The organism is Gracilibacillus massiliensis (assembly GCF_001458115.1).
GTDB classification, from domain to species: Bacteria; Bacillota; Bacilli; order Bacillales; family Amphibacillaceae; genus Gracilibacillus; species Gracilibacillus massiliensis.
In genome coordinates, this window is the sequence record NZ_CZRP01000013.1 from 235,619 (window position 1) to 257,077 (window position 21,459).

Annotated in this window: 21 protein-coding genes; 8 read left to right on the forward strand and 13 right to left on the reverse strand. The window is 36.2% G+C overall.

The window, feature by feature from the left end; translation table 11 throughout:
* Positions 1–86: 86 nt before the first annotated feature.
* The 6 genes from BN3107_RS13430 to BN3107_RS13455 all read right to left on the reverse strand — a co-directional run bounded on the left by BN3107_RS13430 (position 87) and on the right by BN3107_RS13455 (position 8,591).
* Positions 87–1,268 (reverse strand): sugar ABC transporter permease, encoded by a 1,182-nt coding sequence (locus BN3107_RS13430; protein WP_058308160.1) that lies wholly within the window; start codon positions 1,266–1,268, stop codon positions 87–89.
* Positions 1,265–2,788 carry a xylose ABC transporter ATP-binding protein gene (locus BN3107_RS13435; protein WP_262359960.1) on the reverse strand — a complete coding sequence of 508 codons (1,524 nt, stop codon included), beginning with the start codon at positions 2,786–2,788 and terminating at the stop codon, positions 1,265–1,267. Before BN3107_RS13435 ends, BN3107_RS13430 begins: the two co-directional genes overlap by 4 nt.
* Before the next feature lie 443 nt (positions 2,789–3,231).
* Positions 3,232–4,341 (reverse strand): D-xylose ABC transporter substrate-binding protein, encoded by a 1,110-nt coding sequence (gene xylF, locus BN3107_RS13440; protein WP_058308161.1) that lies wholly within the window; start codon positions 4,339–4,341, stop codon positions 3,232–3,234.
* Positions 4,342–4,535: 194 nt separating this feature from the next.
* Positions 4,536–6,095, reverse strand: a complete 1,560-nt coding sequence (locus BN3107_RS13445; protein WP_058308162.1) for a response regulator — start codon at positions 6,093–6,095, stop codon at positions 4,536–4,538.
* A gap of 38 nt (positions 6,096–6,133) precedes the next feature.
* Positions 6,134–7,588, reverse strand: coding sequence for a sensor histidine kinase (locus BN3107_RS13450; RefSeq protein ID WP_058308163.1), 1,455 nt, complete (start codon positions 7,586–7,588; stop codon positions 6,134–6,136).
* Complete coding sequence (locus BN3107_RS13455) at positions 7,581–8,591, reverse strand: sugar ABC transporter substrate-binding protein (RefSeq protein ID WP_058308164.1); 1,011 nt, start codon at positions 8,589–8,591, stop codon at positions 7,581–7,583. The genes BN3107_RS13450 and BN3107_RS13455 overlap by 8 nt, the downstream gene beginning before the upstream one ends.
* A 326-nt stretch (positions 8,592–8,917) precedes the next feature.
* Between BN3107_RS13455 and BN3107_RS13460 the strand changes: the two genes are divergently transcribed.
* Positions 8,918–9,775, forward strand: coding sequence for an SDR family oxidoreductase (locus BN3107_RS13460; protein WP_058308165.1), 858 nt, complete (start codon positions 8,918–8,920; stop codon positions 9,773–9,775).
* Between the two features lie 64 nt (positions 9,776–9,839).
* On the opposite strand, the gene BN3107_RS13465 is transcribed toward BN3107_RS13460, so the two are convergent.
* Positions 9,840–10,043: a hypothetical protein gene (locus tag BN3107_RS13465; protein ID WP_058308166.1), complete on the reverse strand. Its 204-nt coding sequence runs from the start codon at positions 10,041–10,043 to the stop codon at positions 9,840–9,842.
* 176 nt (positions 10,044–10,219) lie between these two features.
* Here BN3107_RS13465 and BN3107_RS13470 point away from each other — a divergent pair, with 176 nt between their 5' ends.
* Positions 10,220–11,569 carry an MATE family efflux transporter gene (locus tag BN3107_RS13470; RefSeq protein ID WP_058308167.1) on the forward strand — a complete coding sequence of 450 codons (1,350 nt, stop codon included), beginning with the start codon at positions 10,220–10,222 and terminating at the stop codon, positions 11,567–11,569.
* Between the two features lie 108 nt (positions 11,570–11,677).
* On the opposite strand, the gene BN3107_RS13475 is transcribed toward BN3107_RS13470, so the two are convergent.
* From BN3107_RS13475 to BN3107_RS13500, 6 genes are all read right to left on the reverse strand, one after another.
* Positions 11,678–13,099 (reverse strand): alpha-amylase family glycosyl hydrolase, encoded by a 1,422-nt coding sequence (locus tag BN3107_RS13475; RefSeq protein WP_058308168.1) that lies wholly within the window; start codon positions 13,097–13,099, stop codon positions 11,678–11,680.
* 151 nt (positions 13,100–13,250) lie between these two features.
* Positions 13,251–13,697: a hypothetical protein gene (locus BN3107_RS13480; protein ID WP_058308169.1), complete on the reverse strand. Its 447-nt coding sequence runs from the start codon at positions 13,695–13,697 to the stop codon at positions 13,251–13,253.
* A 39-nt stretch (positions 13,698–13,736) separates the two neighbouring features.
* Positions 13,737–15,572, reverse strand: coding sequence for an asparagine synthase (glutamine-hydrolyzing) (gene asnB / locus BN3107_RS13485; protein ID WP_058308170.1), 1,836 nt, complete (start codon positions 15,570–15,572; stop codon positions 13,737–13,739).
* Positions 15,573–15,727: 155 nt separating this feature from the next.
* Complete coding sequence (locus BN3107_RS13490) at positions 15,728–16,084, reverse strand: YisL family protein (RefSeq protein ID WP_058308171.1); 357 nt, start codon at positions 16,082–16,084, stop codon at positions 15,728–15,730.
* A 160-nt stretch (positions 16,085–16,244) separates the two neighbouring features.
* Entirely contained in the window at positions 16,245–17,429 is a 1,185-nt protein-coding gene (locus tag BN3107_RS13495) for a DUF418 domain-containing protein (protein WP_058308172.1), read from the reverse strand.
* Between the two features lie 30 nt (positions 17,430–17,459).
* Positions 17,460–18,821 (reverse strand): IS4 family transposase, encoded by a 1,362-nt coding sequence (locus tag BN3107_RS13500; RefSeq protein ID WP_058306262.1) that lies wholly within the window; start codon positions 18,819–18,821, stop codon positions 17,460–17,462.
* Between the two features lie 328 nt (positions 18,822–19,149).
* Between BN3107_RS13500 and BN3107_RS13505 the strand changes: the two genes are divergently transcribed.
* The 6 genes from BN3107_RS13505 to BN3107_RS13530 all read left to right on the forward strand — a co-directional run bounded on the left by BN3107_RS13505 (position 19,150) and on the right by BN3107_RS13530 (position 21,049).
* Positions 19,150–19,368, forward strand: a complete 219-nt coding sequence (locus BN3107_RS13505; RefSeq protein ID WP_058308173.1) for a spore germination protein — start codon at positions 19,150–19,152, stop codon at positions 19,366–19,368.
* An 11-nt stretch (positions 19,369–19,379) separates the two neighbouring features.
* Complete coding sequence (locus BN3107_RS13510; RefSeq protein WP_058308174.1) at positions 19,380–19,583, forward strand: spore germination protein GerPB; 204 nt, start codon at positions 19,380–19,382, stop codon at positions 19,581–19,583.
* 28 nt (positions 19,584–19,611) lie between these two features.
* A complete protein-coding gene (gene gerPC, locus BN3107_RS13515; protein WP_082631310.1) occupies positions 19,612–20,145 on the forward strand; it encodes a spore germination protein GerPC in 534 nt (177 codons plus the stop codon).
* 111 nt (positions 20,146–20,256) lie between these two features.
* Positions 20,257–20,460 carry a hypothetical protein gene (locus tag BN3107_RS13520; RefSeq protein WP_058308175.1) on the forward strand — a complete coding sequence of 68 codons (204 nt, stop codon included), beginning with the start codon at positions 20,257–20,259 and terminating at the stop codon, positions 20,458–20,460.
* Complete coding sequence (locus BN3107_RS13525) at positions 20,423–20,824, forward strand: spore germination protein GerPE (protein ID WP_082631311.1); 402 nt, start codon at positions 20,423–20,425, stop codon at positions 20,822–20,824. Before BN3107_RS13520 ends, BN3107_RS13525 begins: the two co-directional genes overlap by 38 nt.
* Before the next feature lie 6 nt (positions 20,825–20,830).
* The gene (locus BN3107_RS13530; RefSeq protein ID WP_058308177.1) at positions 20,831–21,049 is read left to right on the forward strand and encodes a spore germination protein; all 219 of its coding nucleotides are present in this window, start codon (positions 20,831–20,833) and stop codon (positions 21,047–21,049) included.
* The last annotated feature ends 410 nt before the right edge of the window (positions 21,050–21,459 follow it).

Sequence of the window (21,459 nt, forward strand, 5' to 3'; positions counted from 1 at the left end):
TAAGGAAAAGGCTGAGCAAAGAATTCATCATATGTTCAGCCTTTTTTTGCTTTATTTAACATTTGTAAAACGAGTTCAATGTATCTTTATTTTTTTCGCTTTCGTTTTCTACTGTAAATATCTACCCATACTGCGAGAATCAGAATAGAACCTTTAACAATCGACTGCCAAAACACATCAATATTCATAATACTCATACCATTATCTAAACTCGCCATAACTAAAGCACCAATTACCGCTCCTGCAATGGTTCCAACGCCCCCCATTAAGCTAGTGCCACCTATGACACACGCAGCAATTGCATCTAACTCATACATCGTACCTGCACTAGTTGTAGCAGCGTTAACACGTGCTGTTAGAATTAGTCCAGCAATGGCTGCCAATGTATTACCTAATACAAACACGGTCAGAATTCGTCTTTTAATATTTATCCCTGATAAGGATGCTGCTTCCGGATTTCCACCAATAGCATAAACTTGTCGGCCAAAAACAGTATTTTTCGCAATAATCGTAAAAATAATCGCAAGAAAAATAACTAATAATATTGGAATAGGTATCCCTTGATAAGCATTCATTAACATAACATAACCAATGATAATCAAACAGAAAATTGCAATTTGACTAACCGTTAACGTTTTTGAAAAGACATCAAACCCATATTTTATCCGTGCATTTCGTTTCGTGATAATCATATAGGTAGTAATAATAATTGCCACAATTCCGATTCCTAAGCCTACAGGAGAAGGTATATAGCCTTGACCGAGGATTTTTAGTCCTGGTGTTAGTGGTGCAACGGTCTGGCTACCGGTAACTCCTTGCAAAATTCCACGAAAAATCAACATACCACCTAATGTAACAATAAAAGCCGGAACTGCCCTGTAGGCGACCCACCAACCTTGAAACAAGCCAATTAATGCACCTAACAGAACGGTAAGTAAAATGACGAGGACAGGGTGCATTCCAAGCCATACATTTAAAATCGCTGCAACGCCACCGGTTAAGCCAACTAATGACCCAACAGATAAGTCAATTTGACCAGCGACAATAATCATAACCATCCCGATCGCTAAAATGGCGGTAACAGACATTTGTAAAAATAAATTCGAGAGATTTCTTGGGGTCAAGAATGCATCGTTTAATAAGGAAAACAATAACCAAATCGCAATTAAAGCGACAATCATTGTATATGCACGAACATCTAATTTGAATATTTTTTTCTTTATCTGTTTTTCTTCTACGTGTTCCTGAACTTCTTCCACCGCACTCATACTAAGGTCCCTCCCGTTGCTGCCGTCATTATTTTTTCTTGTGTCGCTTCTTCTGCTTCAAATTCAGCTGCTTTACTACCTTCTGATATCACCATAATGCGATGACTCATTCCTATTACTTCTGGTAGTTCAGAAGATATCATAATGATCGCGACACCCTCTTTAACTAACTGATTGATAATATTATAGATCTCAAATTTCGCACCTACATCAATTCCTCGTGTGGGCTCATCCAAAATCAGTAATTTTGGTTTGGTCATCAACCATTTCCCAAGTACAACCTTTTGTTGATTTCCTCCACTTAGCTGACCTACTAACGTTTCTACCGAAGGAGCCTTTATTCGTAATGAGTCTAAATACGTATTACCGAAGTAAATCTCTTTGTTACCATCTAAAAAATTCATTTTCGAAACCGCATCTAAACTCGCCATCGTCACATTATTTTTGATATCCATCCCTAAGATTAAACCATATCTTTTTCGATCTTCTGATACCAATGCCATCCCATGTTTAATTGCTTGTTGAGCATTTTGAATCGTCACCTTGCGATCATTGATCCGCACCTCACCTTGATTCATTCCTGTATAGGAACCAAACAGACTCATTACTAGTTCCGTTCTTCCTGATCCCATCAGACCTGCAATACCAAGAATTTCCCCAGCACGAACATTAAAGGATATATCATCTAGTACTTTTTTAGTTGGTATTAGTGGGTCCCAAATGGTGTAGTTATTCACTTCCAGTACCATTTTTCCTGCTTTCGTTTCTATTTTGGGAAACCTTTCTTTTAATTCACGACCTACCATCAAAGAAATCACTTTATCTTCTGTTAATTCTTCAACCGGCTTGGTAGCGACGGTTTGGCCATCTCGTAAAATGGTTATTTGATCTGCGATAGAGAAAACCTCTTCGATTTTATGGGATATATAAATACAAGTAACGCCTCTTTTTCGGAATTCTCGCAAAATGTTTAATAATATCTTTACTTCCGTTTCAGTCAGGGCTGCAGTGGGTTCGTCCAGTATTAATATATGAGCATTCTTCGACAATGCTTTTGCTATTTCTATTAATTGCTGCTGACCTATACCAAGAGACCCTGTAACGGTTTCTGGACTAATACCTTTTAACCCAACTTCTGCTAACCACTTATTCGTTTCTTTAAACATTTCATTTTTTTGAATAAAGCCAAAGGTTGATGGCTCTTTACCTAGAATTAGATTCTCTGCTACAGTCATATGCTTGACCATTGCCAACTCTTGATAAATAATAGCTATCCCGGCTTCTTCCGCATCTTTAATGGATTCAAAATGTCTCACTTCCTCATTTACTTCAATTACACCTTGATAGTCACTTGTCGGAAAAAGACCACTTAACACTTTCATTAGTGTCGATTTTCCAGCACCATTTTCTCCACATAATGCATGAATCTCACCTTTTTTCACACTAAATGATACGTTATCTAATGCTTTAACACCTGGAAATTCCTTCGTGATCGATTTCATTTGTAATGCATAACTCAACTGCGGTACACTCCCTTCTATCACAATAAGAAAAGCGCAGAGCGCCCGCTTAGAAACGTAGCGACTTCAGAATCGACTGAGATAAAGGAAGCACTGAGAAAAGCGAACCGATGATGACTTTCACCTAAAGGCATAAGTGCGACTAAGCCTCTGGTTTCACCAATCGGCAAGTCTTCTTTATCGTAGGGCGATTTCGTGAAGTCGCCTAGTTTCTGGCGCTCGGAGCTAGACATGACGTCGCTTATATGCTTTCTTTACTTCTTAGAAAAACTCGGCATTCGTCTCGTCTTTTAGCGAGTGCCGAAGTTTTACTTATACTTGTTACATTCAAAATTTTCACTTCGTCGAGTTACTCCATCGCTGAAATTTTATGCTTTACTAATGTGAAAAAACAGTAGAAATGTGCGGCGTTCACCCCACATTTCTACAATACACACATTTAGTTACTCTGCATTTTGATAGACATCTTCTTCAGAGTGGAATCCATCGGCAATAATAGTGTCATCAATATTTTCCTTAGTTACTGCGATCGGATCTAATAGAATGGAAGGAACGTCAATTTGCCCATTATTCACCGTAGTAGAAGTTTCGATTTCCTCTCCATTTGCCATTTGTACTGCTAGTTCTGCCACTCGCTCTGCTAAATCTCTAATTGGTTTATAAACGGTCATGGTTTGCGTTCCTTCTACAATTCGTTGAACAGCTGCTAACTCTGCATCTTGGCCAGAAACTGGAATCTCACCATCCATTCCTTGAGCTGCTAAGGCTTGGATAACTCCACCTGCTGTACCATCATTAGCTGCTATAACCGCGTCTATATCATTGTCATTGGAAGTAAGAGCGTTCTCCATATTTGCTAACGCTTCTTCTGGTTCCCAGCCTTTTGTCCATTGATCATAAACAATTTCAATATCACCACTATCGATAAGCGGCTGTAAAATATTCATTTGTCCTTGTTTGAATAGGTGAGCATTGTTATCAGTATCCGCTCCTTCAATTAATACATATTTGCCTTGTGGTACTAACTCAGTAATAGCAGTTGCTTGCATTTCACCTACACGTTCATTATCAAATGAAACATATAGATCCACTTCAGAATTTTTAATTAATCGATCGTAAGAAATAACTGGAATGTCTTCCGCATGAGCCATTTCCACAATCGAGGCTGATACTTCGGCATCGTGTGGTACAACGACTAGTAAATCTACACCTTGTGAAATTAAGTTTTCTGCTTGTGAAATCTGCTTTGCATCATCGCTATCTGCTGATTGAACATTTACTGATGCACCTAACTCTTCAGCTTTTGAAACAAAAAGATCACGATCTCGTTGCCACCTTTCTTCCTGAAGTGTATCAAGTGAAAAGCCAATACTAATTCCATCTTCATTGGTAGCTTCTTCTTCACCTGAATCCTCTGTTTCTTCGTCCGCTTCTGTATTTTCTTCTGCTGGTGCATCATCTGTTCCCGTATCCTCACTGGATGTTTCCTCTTCTCCACATGCTGCCAATAGTAATAAAAGTGCCAGTAACAAAATTCCAAAAACTTTCTTCATGTTTTCTCCCCTTTTCTTCTAAAATTTCTTTACAATTAACACTTTACCTTAAAGAAAGCGCTTTATTAAGAACATTTAACTTCACTTTTTTACAATGACTAGCACATTTTTATAAGACTATTTTTAAAATTGTTTTAAATTTTTAATTGTAAACAAAAGAAACATGTGTGAGTCAGTTCAGCTACATCCATGAACTATGCTTTGTTCCCTTCGAATGTAGAAAATAACTGTTCTTTATATTGACTTGGTGAAATGCCACAATTTTTCTTGAAAACTCGACTGAAATAGTTGGGGTCCTTATAGCCTACGGTCAATGAAATTTCTTTCAAGCTCATCTGATTTTGTTGAATATATTCTTTCGCTTTACGAATACGACATTTCGTTAAATAATCAATATAACTAATATCAAAATGGTCTTTATATAATTTACTTACATAATGAGAGGTAACTTCTACCTTATCTGCCAGCCAATCTAATGTAATATCCTCCATATAATGGTGATCAATCAATTGTTTTACTTTCTTTGCAATACTAAAGTCCATCTCCTCACTCATTTGCGCATAGTGAGATTGTATAGAAGTTAACAGCCCTTCCGCTTCCACAAATAATTGATCATAGGATGAAATCGTTCTTGATAATCGTAGCTTAGGAAGATGAATTCCTAATTCTACAAAATAACGGTATATTAACGTTAAAATTTCTCCGATGTGTAATTTCGTTTCTTCCATATCACGATTTGTTTGTTGATATAAACGAATTAAGTGTACAAACATACTTTTTACCGCTCGCCAGTTATTATCCTGTAAGTGTTCCAAAATTTCTTGTTCGATTTCATATGCTCCCGTAAGATTTACTTCGGTCGTATCTTCAAAAAAACAATAATTTGTTTGTTTATTTACATTGATCGTAGCTCTCAATGATTGATAATAGGATTCTTTAATATAAAAAATATTCGAAGAAAGCTGGCCAATTCCGAAAAAAACTCGAGCATCTTCACTCTTCGCAACAACTAACAATTGTCGTATCACTTTCATTGCTGTCTTTTTGAGGTGTGCTTCTTGATTGTCAAGAAAAATAATTAGTGGAATTTGCTTGCCGGAAAAAGCACCAAACCAGCCTTTTGCTACTTTATGAAAAGCGTGTTTTAATTGACTATAGATATGCTCTCTTTTTTCTCGATCCCATTCCTCCTCCACAAAATGTACAGATACAGCAAAGCAAGGAATAGTAGTTTCAATTTCAAATAAACGCATGCTTTCTTGAATATGTACTTCATGAAGGTAATCAAATAACAGTTGCAACACAATATCTGCTTCAACAATAGGTAAGATTGCGTGGACGTGATTATGCGCTTGTTCAATTCGTCGTTTTTCCTCTCTATCTTTTTCCACTTCTACAATAACCTTTTCTATTGCACTTACAATATCTTGTTCCTTACTAGGCTTCAAAATATAGTCACGAACTCCTAAACTAACCGCTCGTTGCGCGTAGGAAAAGGTGTCATAAGATGAAACGATAACAATCTTCGGTTGATAATGCTTTAGTATATGCTCTGATGCTTGTAAACCATCAACTACAGGCATTTTAATATCCATTAAAATAATATCTGGCTTTTTCTTAATAGCAATTTGAATAGCTTGCTTACCATTTTCTGCGTGTCCGATAATTTCCATATTCGCTAGATTATCTTGCAATATTTTTGTAAGGCCAATTCGTTCAATCTCCTCATCATCACAAACTATCAATGTAACCAAATAATTTCTCCCCTTTCTATTTTTCATATTAAGTCTTGTTATCCATCTGGGAGGGGTTGAACACCCCTCTCAGATGGAAGTCTCGCTTTATATAGTTTTAATGCTACACATGTGCCGATGTTTGGTTTGCTCGTAATGTCAACTACGTCTTCTTCGCCGAAGAAAATACTTAGCCTTTTAACGACAGAATAGATGCCATGCGACTTTCGGTTTTGGTCGAATTGTAATAATGATTGTATTTTGTCAACTGCAATTCCTTTTCCATCATCCATAATTTCGACCATTATATAAGAAGGATGCTCACTTATATTAATACTGATTGTCCCACCGAATTCTGATGGATCAATCGAATGAACAAATGCATTTTCAACAATAGGTTGAATCGATAAGCTCGGTAATAAAATATCTAACTGATCTGTCTGAATCGATAACTCAAATTGGACACGATTAGGAAACCTAGCCTGGAGAATTTCTATATACTCATGAATAATATCTAATTCTTCTTGTAATGTGACTGGTAAGTCGAAATTCCGCAAATTATAACGCAACAGGTTAGCAACTGTAACCATTAAGTTACTCGTTTCTTTTGCTCCTTCTACATATGCTTTTTTCGATAATGCATTAAGCGTATTGAACAAAAAATGCGGGTTCATTTGACTTTGTAACAGTTTTAATTCACTATCCTTCAACAATAATTCATATTCTTTCACTTCTTTTTCAAGCTTTGCTTTCGACTTAATTTCTTGAATTAATTCTTTAATACTCTGCCTCATCTGATTAAAGGTATCTGCCAGAAAAAGCATTTCATCATTCGCTTTGACGTTAATTGGCTGATCAAAGTTACCTTTTGCTATTTCTTTCGCCCCTTTAATCAAGCTTTCGATCGACTTTGTAATGCCCTTTGAAAATAAGTAAGACAAAATTAGCAAAAAGACAAATACAGTACCAAGCGTGGTAACCCCTAATTTGGTGATACTTTCACCTAAATGAATCATTCTTTCATAAATTTGCTCATGATCAGAGATCTCCATTTTTAATAAGGACAACGTAGTTTCATTCACATATTGGGAAATGTCTACTGATTCATCATAAAATGTTTGGGCTAATTGAAGTTGATTACTTTGTACCGCTCTTTCCATCATTTCCATCGTATTTAATTGACTATCGATTATCCCACGATAATTATCAATAAAATATTGATTATGTTCATTTTTCAATTGGAGACTTTGTTGATTTAAATTTGTCAATATTTCTTGTTCGGCGTTCAACTTTTCAAGACTTGTCGTAGTCTGCTTCAATTTATAGTCATTTAACACCATTAGAACCGCTTGACTATGGGTCGATATTTCATTTAATAATAAGTATCGTTCTAAAGTGACTTGATAGTATTTCATCGAATGATGATTTAAATAGCTAATGACAGCCCAAAAACTTGCCATCACAACGATAATGCCAAGTGATAAAACGACTATTCGATGTTGTATCTTATTCATGGGCATCACCATCATTAGAATCCAACTCATCTACCATGTGAATAGAAGTATACCTTTCCATAGGCAAGGGTAATTCGTCAGCAGCCAACCATTGTGTCATGAGATCCATGCTTTTTGCTCCTATTTGCTGGTAATCATGGGCTAGGGCCACTTCCACTTCAGATTCTTTCATTAACTGTAGTACTTCCTCGGTTGCATCGAAGGAGTATATCAAATGTTTCTGTTTGTTTACCCTTGATTTAATAGTAGATACCACTTTTGACACATCATTACTATTTAATACGATAAACGCATCTATTGCTGGATATTGATTTAATACTTCGTTCGTTTGATCTGGGGCTGTCCAAATTCTGTCTTGGTTGGAGGCGAGCGGATAGATTACTTCTATAGATGGATATTCTTGAAAGGATTGATTAATGCCTAGCAGACGATGAGTATTCATAAAGGAGGTTTGATAGTCACCGATAATTCCGACGGATCCTTTATGGTCTAGTTTTTCCATAATGGTATTTGCCATTATTTTTCCGGAAAATTGATGATTAGATCCTACGTATGTTTTTCGTAAACTATGTGGAACATCATTGCCAATCGTAATCACTGCAATCCCTTTTTTAATTGCTTTATTAATCACTTGCCGAACATTCAAATCATCCACACCATACAGGATAATGCCATCTGTTTTAGAGGAAATAGCCACTTCCATTTCCTTTACTATTTCTTGCGCTGTTTCATTTAATGTCTTTTTGACATCAAGGTGAACATCTAATGCTTCAGCTGATGCAAGTGCCTCTTGTTCTACTAGCTCCATTTGCTCCTGCCTCGTCCCTGGGATAATTAAGGTAATTCTTTTTTTGGGTACTTCATCAAACGCTGGATTAGTATAATTTTCAATCTCTTGGAGTGTTGTCATTGTAGGCTTATAAATCAAATAGATACGGTAAAAGGAAAAAAGCATACTTGCAGAAAAAATAGTTAAAACAATGATCATTAACCATTTGTTCATGAATAAAACCTCTCTCTTTATGAATTTTATCTTATGACTAGAAATAATGTATTGGAAAGTTTAAAATGGGGATTATTCTCGTGAAGTAGTAAGTATAGTATAATAAATAAAACGCTTTCACACAATATCAACATCCCTCACCACATGTAGATAGATATCAAGGCATGAATAATTTCACGATAGAACTATCTCCAGCTCCAGATAACTTCTTTACTAAAGCACAGAGTCCGAGTTGAATAGCGATGACAAAGGAAATCTACTTTTTTATGTATGTACTTATTATTAATTGAGACACTACTAATAAAAGCTTAAGAGGAGTGTTTCCATTGGCAAATAAACAAAAAGAAGTGTTACCGAAGCAACATCAGGATCGTCAACCAGGATTTGAATACAAAATGAATCCTCTCCCTGCCTGTACGAACCTCAATTATCAGGGAAGCAATAAATTAAAAGACAAGGTTGCCATCATTTCAGGTGGTGATAGCGGTATTGGTCGTTCAGTTGCAATTCATTTTGCAAAAGAAGGAGCACATATTGCCATTATTTACTTGGATGAAGATCAAGATGCCAATGATACAAAAAAGATGGTAGAAACAGAAGGAGTTTCCTGCAGTTTATTTAGAGGTGATATATCTGATAGTACCTTTTGTAACGAGGTGGTAGAAAAAGTACTTGCTGAACACGCTAAACTAGATATTTTGGTTAACAATGCCGCGGTCCAATATCCACAACAGGATTTCTTAAAAATTACTGATGATCAATTAGAACGAACATTCCGCGTTAACATTTTTTCTTATTTTTATTTAACCCGTGCTGCGCTTCCCCATTTAAAACAAGGAAGTGCTATCATTAATACATCGTCGATCACCGCCTATAAAGGTAGTGAAAACCTAATTGATTATTCAAGTACGAAAGGTGCCATTACAACATTTACTAAATCACTCGCAAAAGCAGTAGTTTCACAAGGAATCCGAGTAAACAGTGTGGCACCTGGGCCCATTTGGACACCGCTTATTCCTGCCAGTTTTGATGAAAATCAAGTTGCTACTTTCGGATCTGATACGGAAATGGGCCGACCAGGCGAGTCAAGTGAAGTCGCCCCAGCATATGTTTATCTAGCGAGTAATGATGCCAGTTATGTGACAGGACAGACCATTCATGTCAATGGTGGACAAATAATTTAATTTACACAGTTATATTAAGCAGGAGAATGCGTTATTTACATTTTTGCATTTCTTCTGTTTTTTGTTAATACATCGTTCCTTTAAACTTTTCAGGTTTCTTTACATAACCTTCAATAATATAACCACATTTTGTACAAATAATATATTCGATATCTGATCCAAAACTCATTTTATTAACCGGATGCAATGCTGCATATCCGTTTTGTTTACCTTTACCTAAATCGCTGCTACCGCACTTTGGACATAACGTTTCTTGGTTTTGATACATGAAGGAAGCTCCTTTTCCATTAAGTTATACTCCAACTTACGATCTAAGCCAATGATTGGTTTCAAAGTATTCTATTACATTTTCACTTTTTCTTTCAATTCCCCGTTTCCTTTTTCATAAATTTGGTGTAAAGTATTATTTTTACAGATACTAATTATTTTGGGAGAAGGATCTCAATGAAACAGACAGATACGAAAAAGTTAAGTTTATTCACCTTAACTTGGCCTATATTTATAGAAATTTTATTGCATATGTTAATGGGAAATGCAGATACGTTGATGCTTAGCCAATACTCCGATCATTCGGTGGCAGCGGTAGGGGTGTCAAACCAAGTAATATCAGTGGTGATTGTCATGTTTGGTTTTGTGGCAGCAGGCGCATCCATCCTTGTGGCACAAAATTTAGGTGCTGAGCAGTCGAAAACCGCAGGAGAAATTGCCGTTACCTCGATAAGTTTAAATCTTTGGTTCTCCTTGGCGTTAAGTATACTATTATTTGTATTCAGCGATTTTATATTAAACCTAATGGACTTACCAAAAGAACTAATGGGAGAAGCCTCTACCTATATGAATATTGTGGGGGGTTTCATTTTTGTTCAAGCATTGATCATGACTGTTTCTGCAATCTTGCGCAGTTATGGATTCACCAAAGATACGATGTATGTCACGATTGGCATGAATATTCTTAATGTGATTGGTAACTATTTTGTTATTTTCGGCCCATTCGGCTTACCCATTTTAGGTGTAGAAGGTGTAGCATATGTAACGATGTTTAGTCGATTTATCGGTTTTATTATTCTCATTTTTATATTAGTATGGCGCAGCAATCGACAATTGTCATTTAATTCTTTCTTCCGATATAAAAAAGCCCATGTCCAGGATTTGTTACAAATTGGTGTGCCCTCTGCTGGGGAACAGCTATCCTATAACACAAGTCAAATGGCGATTACTTATTTTATTGCACAGATGGGCACTTTAGCAATTACCACAAAAGTATATGTCCAGAATCTGATGATGTTCATTCTATTATTTTCGATTGCAATCGGACAAGGTACACAAATTATAATTGGCCATATGATTGGTGCCGGAGATATTGAAAAGGCCTATAAAAGATGTATAAAGAGTCTAAAAATTGCGATTTTGATAGGTACCATCATGGCGATTGTCTTTTATAGCTTTAGTTCGACATTACTTGGTATTTTTACAGATGATCCTACCATTATTGAAAAAGGAATGTTCTTATTACTCATCACCATTATTTTAGAACCAGGGCGAGCATTTAACTTAGTAGTCATTAATTCCTTAAGAGCGGCTGGTGATGTTAAATTTCCTGTCTTTATTGGGATTGCATCAATGTGGGGAATTAGTGTGACATTTGCTTGGTTCTTCGGTATTTTCTTAGAATTAGGCTTGTTTGGTGTATGGATCGCTTTTATTGCGGACGAATGGTTACGAGGTATTTTGATGCTTAGAAGATGGCGGTCTAAAATCTGGGTACGAAAAGCCTTTGTAAAAAAAGAATCCTAAGATTTTAGTATTAGAAAAGCTTGGTATTCACCTCTTTTTTAGTAAAAAAGCTATTTATTCCTGCTAAGGTACAAAAAAAGCAACGAGCAACTATGCTCGATGCTTTTTTTAATCCTTTTCATTCCGCATTTTTCTATTTTTCACTCCTACTGCCACAATAAAAGCAATGAAGCCCCCTAATATAACAACAACCATCGAAATAAAGAACCAATTGAAACCAGTATCCTCTTCTAAGATAAAGATATTACTTGTTTCACGTTCTAGAATAATTTTATGTGTGCCATCATTTTGTACTCGAACAATATTATCCTCTAACAAACCTCTCAACTGCATGTCTTCCCCTATTTCTTCTAAACTAGCGACTTTTGTTTCTATATCATTATTAATCGCAACATACATCGTTTGATTTTGGTCACTTCTTTTATAAACCGTCATTGCTCCTGCTTGTGCTATTAATTCCATATCTCCCTGCTTTAGTGCAGTCGAACTTTCACGAATTTCTGCTAACTTCTCTAAATGTTGAACAAGTTCCTCATCCTCTTTATTGAGGTCAGCCATTCGATGATCTGGCTCTGCTACTCCATTGTCCATTGGCACTTCGACACCTTGATAAACAAAGGGTGCTCCTGGTAATGTATATAAAAGTGTAGACGCTAACTTCCACCTTGTTACCGGATTAAATCCTGCCTGCACACTCTCATGTGAAAATCGTGGAGTTAATACTGATTCCATGTAATGTACTCCGGTATTTTCAGTGTTTATCAAAGTTTCTAAAGATTCACCAGGCTGTTTTAAGACATCAACGGCTTGTTTTTGAAAAGCATGCTGCATCCCATCCATACTTTCGTTTCCATCTAAAATAACAACTGCTTGTTCATTTTCAGACTGCACACGTTGACGAAGCTGTTCGATAAAGTCATTAGGTGTCTGTTCATTGACGTAAAAATGAAATCCATCAATATTTGCAGTCTTCATCCAATATACAACTGTTTCCAAAAAATATTGTTGCACTTCTTGATTATTCAAATCGAGAGCTGGCAACTCTTGTCCTAATTGATTTTTAGTAGGCTCCATCACCCAATCCGTTCCTTGATCCGCCCAATTATGAGCTTGTGCCACATTAGTTAAGGGAAAATCCATGATTACTTTCATCTCAATTTCATGTGCTTGTGTAACTAATTGTTGTAAATCTGCTATATCTCCAAATTGTGGATCTACACTCTGATGCTCGATTGGATCAAATCCATGATATGACTTAGCGACCATAATCGGACTAAGATTAATGGTTGAAATACCTAGTTCATTTAGGCTTGGAATCTTTTCTGTAATCCCTTGCAAATCCCCGCCATGGTATGCCTCATCATTTTCAATATCTATCTCAATATCATTTTCATTATTTCCATTCACATATCGATCTACCAAAATATAATAGATTCTCTCATTTATTTGCTCTTCTGCCATCACGTTTACTGTTGGAAGTATGAAAAGTAATAACAGAATCAAAGGAATTCCTTTTCTTATGTAATGCATAATTATCTCCTTTTCTTAAACATATTCGTCTTCTATTATCCTAGACATCGAATAATTGTCAAATACCTGCATTGCAAATTAGTATGAAATTTTTGTGACGAATCCATAAAGATAGCATCAGTATGATTAAAAAGAAAAATCCCTATCCTTTTTAAGATAGAGAATTTAAATATGCTTTCTTAATATTCACTCTAAACCTATATAATACGATTAATACACCTAAAAATATAATTGGAATTACATAAGGGAATAGATTTTTCCAATAAAAGAAAACACTTTTTTGATAAATAGCTTTTAAATAGCTCCCATTATCTTTTATACTGATCGCATCCTCCACAGGCACTCTACTTATTTTGTAATAGGTGGTACCTATTGGATAACGGTTCGATATATTTTCCTGATAATTATCCGTTTGATTTGCAATTGCCGTTACCTGACCGATTGATGCCTCTATATCGATTTCTGGCAATCTTTCCTCCGTAACTTGGTACATGCGCCCTTCCATCGTGACAAAATCATATTCCCATTCAACTAAAAATATAGAAATGGATAAACTAATTAGTAAAAAAAGCAACAAGCTAACGAAAACTTTTTTCATAACGGTCACTACTTTCGTCCATTTTGAGCTGGTATTTCCTCAGATATCAATTTTTATATTATATTCTTTTAGCCAATAATCAATTTGGGCTAAATGGGCAAGAAGCTGTGGTCCTGTCATTAATTGGCCAAACCACGGGTTCTGAATATTGGCAGCTTTTTGATTTACCAAGTCTCTCACTAAGGAACGATCCAATATATCAAATAGTCGTGCGTCTTTATCGTTTAGAATGTTGTCCATCCACTCCGTCACAAATCGAGTGTATACAGGGTGGTGTGTTTTAGGATATGGACTTTTTTTCCGGTACAAGACTTCGTTCGGCAAAATGTCTTCTAATGCTTTTCGTAAAATACCTTTTTCCCGATTTCCATGTGTTTTTATTTCCCAGGGAATATTCCAAACATATTCCACTAATAAATGGTCACTAAATGGCACACGTGCCTCAAAACTAGCCCCCATACTCATACGATCTTTACGATCCAACAATGTTGGCATAAACCAGTGCATATTCAAGTAAAACATTTGCCTTCTTGCCGTTGCTGCTGCATCTTCTCCGTCCAATAAAGGAGTTTCCTGAATCGTTGCATGATATCTATTTTTTGCATATCCTGCTAAATCTAACTTTTTACTCATTTCGCCACGTAATAATCCTTGACGGACTTCGGAAGATCGAATCCAAGGAAAGCCTTCTCGATTTAAATCATCTTCTCGATAAAACCATGGATAGCCTCCAAAAATTTCGTCTGCACACTCTCCTGATAAAGCAACCGTAACCTGTTGCTTTGTTTGTTGACAGAACCATAATAAGGAAGAGTCTACATCCGCCATACCAGGTAAATCTCGATAACGCACTGCATCTGTCAATAGCTCTGCTAATGTATGGTTATCCATTACAAACGAATGATGTTGCGTATCGAAGGCTGAGACCATTTTTTTAATAAACTCTTTATCTTGATTTGGCTGAAAGCTTGATTTTTTGAAATATTTATCATTCTCTTCGTAATCTATTGAGAAAGTTTGTAATGCGTCTTTTTGGTTGTTTTTCAAGTAATTGGTTGCAATTGCAGTAATCGCACTTGAATCAACACCACCTGATAAAAAAGTGCCTAACGGAACGTCTGAGACCAACTGTCTTTCGACTGCATCTATCAGTAATGCTCGAACCTTTTCAGCTGTCTCTTCTACGGAATCCTGATGTGTTTTACTTTCGACATTCCAATATCTCCGTGTTTTCCATCCATCTCTATCAAATAGCCCGACATGTCCTGCACGCAATTCGTTGATTTGATCAAATACGCCATGTCCGGGTGTTCTTGAAGGGCCAAGTGCAAATATTTCTGATAATCCTTCTTCTTTCAAAACAGGATTTACCTCATTATGGGCTAAAATAGCTTTGATTTCGGAGCCAAATAATAGTCCATCTTGATGTTCTTTGAAAAATAGAGGTTTTACTCCTAAGCGATCACGTCCAAGAAATAGCTGTTGTTTTTGGGCATCCCATATCGCATAAGCAAAGATACCATTTAATTTTTCAATATGCTTTTCTCCCCAAGCAATATAACTTTTTAAAAGAACTTCTGTGTCAGAATGCGAATTAAATTGCCATCCTTCTTTTACTAATGCTTTTCGGATATCTTCTGTATTGTATAGCTCACCATTATATACTAGGACGTATTGTTGATGTTGCATTGGTTGTTTTCCACCTGCAGGATCGACAACAATGAGACGTTGATGTCCAAAGCCAATGTGTGTTTCATTATAATAACCAGTTGCATCCGGCCCTCGATGTTTTAATGCTTCTGTCATTTGTTTAATTTGCTTTTTTTCTTGTTCTACATTACGCGTAAAATCAATCCATCCTGTAATCCCGCACATACAGTATCGACACACCTTTCTCTTGTCAAGTCACTCTTACTACTATATGCAGGAACTATCGAAAAATGAACAAGATGCACTTAATTAGAATAATGGCAAAAAAACTGAAGCCTATCCTCTCAAATGGATAGGCTTCAGTTCATTTATGAAAATAACTATACACTAAGTGGAAGTCGCCCAAAACCTAGTACTAGTGCGATCACTAAAGCAATTACTAACTGAATCCAAAAATTTTTAGCTGGTTTTGATTTAGACGTTTTCACTAAAATCATTTCCATGGCAGCTATTACCCAGACTCCCGCAACACCTTTTATAATAACTTCAAAGATTGGTGAATTAACAGCTAAGGATTCTGCAAAAAGATCTCCACCAGAATAAAGAATTAATAAATAATCAAGGCGCAAAATCATATGTAGAATTTTTCCGGCTTTGTTACCTTTTTTGTAAAATGCATGTGATACAAATAATAAAATTAACGCTAGCACCCATGCAGTAATGTGTAAATGTGTCATTTTTCTTTACCCCCATTGTATTCAATATAGTATTCGTTAGTGTTTTCAATCTCCGTCACGATTTCAGACCACGATAAAGGTATCATATCATGTATTGATTATAATTTCATTTGATAACATCGTCTTCACTCAATTGTCATAATGTAAGACTTGCTTACTTTCAATCTACATACTCTCTTTTGTTAGGCAATTTCTTCTTATAGATTAGACTTCTCCACATCCATTCCAGTGGTCCCCTTTTGAACTTTTGTAACCAAAGATGGCTTAGCACAATTTGAATAGCAAATACAATAATACCTATTAAAAGGGTTGGGAAAGGGGATAACTGCCCATAAAGTCCGAGCCCGATCGAATAGAAAATGAAGACTCCTATAATCGATTGCAAAATATAATTTGTAAATGCCATTTTTCCTACAGAACCAATTAGTTGGAACCAACCTGTCAATTTGGGATAGAGAAACGTAATAGTTAACACATAAAATATTGCGGAAGCACTTCCACCTATCGCATCCTGAAGCATAGAGAACCAAAATGGATTACCAAACAGATATGGCCCCGCTTTAAATAGAAGAAAAAGAAGAAATGAGATAATCCAGATTTTATGTAATGTTTTATGATGTTCCTGTACATTATGTAACCATTTCTTTCTTGCAAAGATCATCCCAATTAAAAACATTGGTAATATATTAAAGATCACAAAAATAAAATTTAACAAGCTATTACTATATAACCAATCATTCACATTCTGGGCTAATATCTCTTTCCATGTCCCATTTCCGTAATGTTGATAGGAAGCCTCAATAGCAGCCGTATTTGCAAAATTACCAATATCTTCAAATAGACTAGCCATGTATAAAAGGCCTGTAAATAGTAAGTTAGGAATCAATAATAAGCATAAGCTCCAGATAAACAATGTAACATTTTTGCTTTTCACAAATAACAGTAACAATAATGCAATGATCCCATATGTAAATAAAATATCACCATACCAGATCAACAAACCATGGATTAAACCAAAAATAATTAAGAATATTGAACGACGAACTGCTACTTTTCGAGGAGAGGCTACTTCTCTAGCCTTTAAATTTTCTAAAATAACTTGCATGCCGAAGCCAAACAAAAAAGAAAATAATGTGTAGAAACTCGCTTGAAAGAATATATCAAGTATTGCTTGCCATATGCCTGGTTCTTCAGTTCCCCAATAATTATTTGGACTACCGTATAGAAAATATGGTCCATGAAACGATGGTAAGTTCACTAAGAATATACCCAATATTGCAAATCCTCTTGCCGTATCAATCCATGGCAATCGTTTAGCATCTGTTAATGGTGCTGCTTGATTCATTAATTCGTCACTCTCCTAAATATTCTTTACTCAACTTTCGCACACTGAAATAGGCAGGTAAGCCCTGATATAGCTGGGTAAGCCTGCAATCCATTGTTGGACTTGACTTTTGATTAATTTTTGTACCTTTTTGTTGCTCATTTTCAAGGCATCTTCAAGAAGCTCGATCAACTGCTGAAGTGCCACAGCCCAATCGAGATCACTAACTTCATCACATAATTCATAAAACATGCCGCCAAGTGTTCGCTCGTCTGTGCTACATCGGTTTTGCCACGAGAGAACAATATATCGTGTGAATACGATGGTCGTATGACTAATTAAGCCGTCATACGAACGACTTTGGAACTCTTTTTGAAGTTTTAAGAGAGATTTTGTTGTTTTGAAAAAAACTTCAATGTCCCATCGCATCCCATAAATACGAATGATTTCTTGATCACTAAGTGTACAATCGGTGCTTAGAATAGCTAACCATTCACTCTTTTTATTTCGATTACGAACAAAGACAACTTTAATAGGAACGCCATTCGCTTGTGTGGTATGAATCGAACGAAGAATGCCTTTCTTTCCATCTGTTGGTTTCGCAAAACGATATAGTTCCTTTAAGCTTACACGTTGGCCATTCACAAGGTAACGCTGTTTCAAGTTCTTTACCATGCCAATGACATCGAGTCCTTGCTCTTTTATCTCCTTAACGAGAGGCTGATACGTGAACCAAGAGTCCATCAGCACATAGGAAGCATCGATACCGGCATTCATCGCGCGTTCCACCATACCTGGTATTTGCTCAGGTGCGGTTTGTAATGCTTCTACTCTGCGTTTATAACCGGAACTACGTTTATCAACTTTTGATGATATGCCATTAATTTGGCTTTTCTTCGAGCTTAATAAAGAAAAGTCCACTGGAATGAATGTGGCACCATCTGACCAACCAAGCGTAAGCATACGAAACCCTTTATAAAAGCGCATTTTTTGGGATGCATGGTCAAAACAGCGAGCTAATAATTCAACCGATTTACTGCGGTTACGATCATACGAAGAATCATCTACAATCAATACTTTGGGGCGATCATGACGCGTTAAGTTGGTTACTTTTCCAATGGTATGAGCGCTTAGAAATAATAAAAACCTTCTCCAAGCAAAGGTAGATTTGTTTAAAAAGCGATAGACGGCATTCTTCTCTGGACAATCATTCGCTTTGTTACTTTGAAGTACTTGATACCAGTTCTTATTTTCAAAGATCAAACAAAAAATCAATTGAAAAAGATAGGCACAAGTAAAGCCGACAGACTTTGTAATACCAGCTTTTCTAAGATGCTTATACACGTTTAATTCTTTAAAGATGGAAGAAAGTTCATTTGGTAGTTGATTATTTTGGTCATTATTCGCTATCATATAGGAGACACCTCTTCTGTATTGGTAGTGTTTTCTAGTCAATTACACTATACCAAAAGTTGAGGTGTTTTTTTATACCTATTTCGATTGTCAATGACCATATTTAAACAGTGACATGCTTTACAGCTAGTTATATTTAATGCTTTTTTCTAGCTGCGAAAGTTGAGTTCTTTATATATATATTTTATCTTATCTGCTTGGAGGAAACTAGTAATATTTGAAAATATAGCCGTTCCGTTTCACAAACTGGTGATTCAATCATAAAATACATATACAGATGATGTAATATTTAATAATTTTGAGCTTAATGACTGTTAGGATGATGCGTATGCCAGCTATTGTAGGGGCAGTAAAAGTGATTAACATTGGCTCTTCTAGCATATTTCATATTGGAGATGTCTATAAAATTCAACCCTATACCCAAGCCAAAACGTTTGCTGGTGGGGGATCATTTAATACCGGTGACGGAATTCGTGTCCATTTAGAAAATGCTCAAACAACGATGGTCGATGATGATCAATTTGACCAAAATATTTCTGGATTATAGTAGGTGATTTTATGCATATTACCGTTAATCAATCGATTTATGTCCATTTTTTAAAAGTAGGGAGTATTAACAACTCCTCTGTTCTACAAATAGGAAGCACTGGGAAAATGCAGGCACTTTCTCAGCTATACAATACAGGAGGTTACCAATCGACAGCAGAAGAAGCCACACCACAAGAAATTCCAGAACCGATGGTACCCTTATCACCTTTTTAAAATGATGGTCTCAAAGGAGTGATAAACATTGGATTATCAAATGATGAATTTTTATATCTACCAACTACAGCAACATATCCAGCAATTGAATGAGCAGATTAACTCCTTAGAGAAACGTATTCACCAATTGGAACAACATTCTTCACCAAAAACAACGATTGAAAAATTAGAATATCATTTTGATCAGTTAAAAATTGAACGTTTAGATGGAACGCTGCATATTGGGGTAACACCTGAAGATTTAAGTAATATCGATGAATTTTCTGTACCAGGAACTTCTCCTCCTCAAATGCAGTCCGCTCTTCATCAAACATTGAATCAACATATTGAACAGGAAATCCCTGCTTACATGGAACAATTAGAGCAACATTATAACTATCCATTAGAACCTGCTTATCGTAAAACATTGCTAGATGACTTAAAAAAACAGCTTTCAAGCCGTATTGCTTATTACCAACAAGCCAACGTACCACTTGATCAGCTTCAAGATCATATCTTATCGAACGTCAAAAATGAATTACAATTAGGATTACGAAAATGGTTCGAGAATCATAAAAAGTGAGACTTATCAAGAAGTTAGCGTCGATCCCCTCTACTAGCTTCTTAATTAATTTCAAGGATTTTTGTTTAGGGGATTAGGGACGCTTATACGATGAAAAAGGAGTAAATAACGATGCATTATCAAGTTCATAACTGGAATTTAGGAGTGGGGCATGTCTCCATTATTGGTGTCTCTGGTTCCTCGCTTTTTCTTGTTGGGGATAGCCATGAAATTAACCTTGCTGCCTTATTCGATACACCTCCAGAATCATATATTGTCGGCATTGGTGCCGTGAGTAATGCTAGCGAGGATAGCAATGAAATTCCGAACGACTAAAGTAAAAGATATTAAAGTTAGTAGCTTATCGTACAGTTCGCTGTTGCAGATCGGAGATGCTAAACAAATTGAATCAAAACTGGATGCACTTGCTGTCCAAAAAGAAGGTGGGACAGATTCAGATAAAGGATTTGAATTAGAACGATATCCGATATTTGATAGTACAGTAAAGCATTTTCCAAATCCCGAAGCGGTTGAAGGAGTTCATTGTCATCATCAGCATGACATATCGATTCCAATTATTGATGTGACAGCAATTTCATCTTCTTCTATCGTCCAATTAGGTAGTACAAACTGCATTCAATCGTTAGCTAGACAAAAACATATTCGAATCATTCGATCTGAGAATAAAGAAAGGGTGTGAGTATACATGCCTTCGATTGTTGGCCCAATTAAAATAAATAGTGTTGGCGGTGGTGTCATTAACTTTGGCGATAGTTTTTATTTGTCACCAAAAAGCGCTTCTAAAACGGCATCAGGCGCAGGTGCAAATAATAATGGGGATTTTTCTAATACCAATACCGGGTTTAATATCACCAATACCATTGATCCAGACGCCGTAGACCAAGTAATTGGCGGGAATGCTTAAAAACTGGAGCATAATAGTATTTCAACTTCAGGTCATAATATTTTTTGCGCAATAAAAGGAAAGTGCGACAAAACCTAGAGGTAATTATGAGATGTTGCATGTGCTTTGCAATCGCTCCGGCTTGTCCGCTTCCCTTTCCGCGGGTTTTTCTCCTCAGCTAACTTTTTAAGCAAAGTGCGCTTAAAAAGTGGATCTTCGGATAAAAACTTCCCGCAGGAGTGGAAGCGGACGCCTGCGCTTTTTAATGCTTTACAACTAAAGTAAGAATAAAAATGTTGGCTTTATTCAATATCGACTATGAATTAGTTCTTAGATTACTTATCATTATTAACAGAATGCGATCATATCTGTAACAATCCAAAATGCTAACACTTGTAATCTTTGTAGAACTTCATTCAGCGTAGGCGGCC